The 2,166-nt window shown below is 67.0% G+C and carries 2 protein-coding genes; one reads left to right on the forward strand and one right to left on the reverse strand.

All coding sequences use genetic code 11. The annotated features are described in order from the left end of the window. Window positions 1-275 precede the first annotated feature (275 nt). Entirely contained in the window at window positions 276-899 is a 624-nt protein-coding gene (locus tag QZY44_RS27270) for a DUF938 domain-containing protein (RefSeq protein WP_295455508.1), read from the forward strand. Between the two features lie 78 nt (window positions 900-977). Here QZY44_RS27270 and QZY44_RS27275 read toward each other — a convergent pair whose 3' ends face one another. Then, window positions 978-1,769, reverse strand: coding sequence for a phosphodiester glycosidase family protein (locus tag QZY44_RS27275; protein WP_295455510.1), 792 nt, complete (start codon window positions 1,767-1,769; stop codon window positions 978-980). Window positions 1,770-2,166: the final 397 nt, after the last annotated feature.

The raw sequence follows: 2,166 nt of genomic DNA on the forward strand, positions 1-2,166 counted from the left end.
CGGCCGCGGACTCCGCCACCTGGCCCTTGGTCTGATGGCGCTGTTGATCCTGTTCGAGGCTGATCGCCCGTGGCCCGGTGCCGCCCGGCCGCCCCTTCGACCTGCCGGGGCGCACGCACGCGCCGCAGAGAACGTTGCCTCACTGGTCGTATACTCGCGGCAATGGCAGGAGAGGGCATCCACAGGACTGGCGACCCCCGGTTCTGCCCGATCTGCGCTTGCCTAATCACCACCGCTGTCGCGGGTTGCGACAACCCGCGCCAGGATAAATCCCCATGGCAACACGCTCGCTCCACGACAAACCCTTCTCGCTGGCCTGCGAGGAGAACCAAGCCCCCATTCTCGCGGTCGTCGGTCCCCTGTTCGCGACGGCTCGCCGGGTCTTGGAAATCGGCAGCGGCACGGGCCAACATGCGGTCTATTTCGCCAACCGGCTGCCTCACCTGATCTGGCAGACCAGCGATGTGCCGGCCCAGTTGCCGGGCATCCGGTTGTGGTTGGCCGAGGCGCAACTGCCCAACCTGCCGGAGCCCCTGAGCCTGGACGTCACCGGCGACTGGCCGGCAGGTCCGTTCGACGGCGTCTTCAGCGCCAACACCGCCCACATCATGGGACTGCCTGAGGTCGGCCGGATGTTCCTCGGCGTGGGTCAGATCTTGGCCTCTGGTGCATCCTTCGCACTCTATGGCCCGTTCAGCGATGGCGGACGGCATACGAGCGAGAGCAATGCCCGCTTCGATGCATCGCTCAAGGCCGGGGACCCGCGGATGGGGGTGCGGGACTTGGACGATCTGCGAGCGTTGGCCGCTCGGGCGGGTTTGGAGTTGCTCGCCGATCACCCGATGCCGGTCAACAATCGCACGCTGGTTTGGTGCCGGTGCAACTCGGCAGGATCGTGAACGAATCCGGCAACGCGGCCCGAGGTCTGAGCAACGCGACCACGCTTGATGCAGGCGCCCCGGGCAACCGGCGGTTGGTCAGCGCGGCGTAATTCCAAGCAGGTCGCGGACGCGTTTCCAGGGACTTAGGCTCACCGGCGCCTTGCCGCCCCGCTGGTCGAAAAAAAATCCGGTCGAGGTTCCGCCGTCGAGGTTGAGGGCGCGATCGACCCTCCAAGGAATCAGGGCACCGGTCGAGGCGAGACATTCCGCGAAGTCGGCGAGGGTGAGCGGGCTCATGGTGGCACCCAAGACCCAGCGCCCGTGCCCATCCGCGGCAATGAAGGTCCGGCGGTTGGGATCGGACGGAGATAGACCCCGCACCGCCCGCGCGCCCTCCACGAGATAGGGACCGCTCTGCAGCAACGCGGCGATGTCCGGGTGATCCCGGAACTGGGCCCGCCGCACGAGGTGGACACCCTGGTGATCGCTGTAGACGACACCGCTGAGGAGCTTTGCGGTTTCAAACCGGTTGATCCGGCGGCCCTCGGCAATCACCAGCCCGGCGGGTCGCAGGTCCGGGTGGAAGAATCCACCGTTGACCCCCGCGACGCATCCTTCGGCCCGAAAGGCATCCGCCAGGGTCTGATAGACGGGCTCGGCAGCCGCCCCGAGATCGACGACCTTCAGGCGGAACGCCGCCGAGCTGAAAAAGGCCAGGTGCGCGGTGACTTGCCGACCGTCGGAGGGACGGACCGCCGACCGTTCGGCGTAAAGCCGGTCTGTTGTGCTGTCCTGCCGGTCCGATTCCGCCGTGGGCTTCCAGTCCGTCGCGCTGGCGCTCGCGGCGACCATCAGGCAGGCCCAGAGAAGAATGCGTGGTGAAGTCATACCGCAGGTCGGTCGGCGGTGGATTTGGAGGCGTTGGCGAGGATAGCCCAAGCATGTGGGGGTTTTACCTGGCGGTCAACCACGGCGATCTCGATCAAGGTGAGCCCGGTTCGTTGATGAGGCGGCGACGCGTCCCATGCGAGTCGCCCAGCAGGACATCCGAATCCAAGCCGCGGCCGGCCTCGAAGCCCGCCGCGCGGAGTCTTGAGGTCTGCAACGTTGGAAACGAAAGATCGTGGCCCATCCGGGACAGCCGGCGGCTTCCCCGGACCGCGAGACTTCTCCCAAGCGTGTTCACGCCAGCAGGGGGGCAGCGAAGGGTTGGTGGCCGACCGTCGGGCACAAACGGAGGCGAACGTCGGCGGCGAAGGGCGCTGAACGGCCAGAAGCGGTCGCC

It is taken from the genome of uncultured Thiodictyon sp. (genome assembly GCA_903837595.1).
In the GTDB taxonomy this organism is placed as follows: Bacteria; Pseudomonadota; Gammaproteobacteria; order Chromatiales; family Chromatiaceae; genus Thiodictyon.

What these genes read in the sequence shown, in the direction of transcription:
- QZY44_RS27270 (WP_295455508.1), top strand. Translation starts at nt 276, where the DNA reads ATGGCAACACGCTCGCTCCACGACAAACCCTTCTCGCTGGCCTGCGAG.
- QZY44_RS27275 (WP_295455510.1), bottom strand. Translation starts at nt 1,769, where the DNA reads ATGACTTCACCACGCATTCTTCTCTGGGCCTGCCTGATGGTCGCCGCG.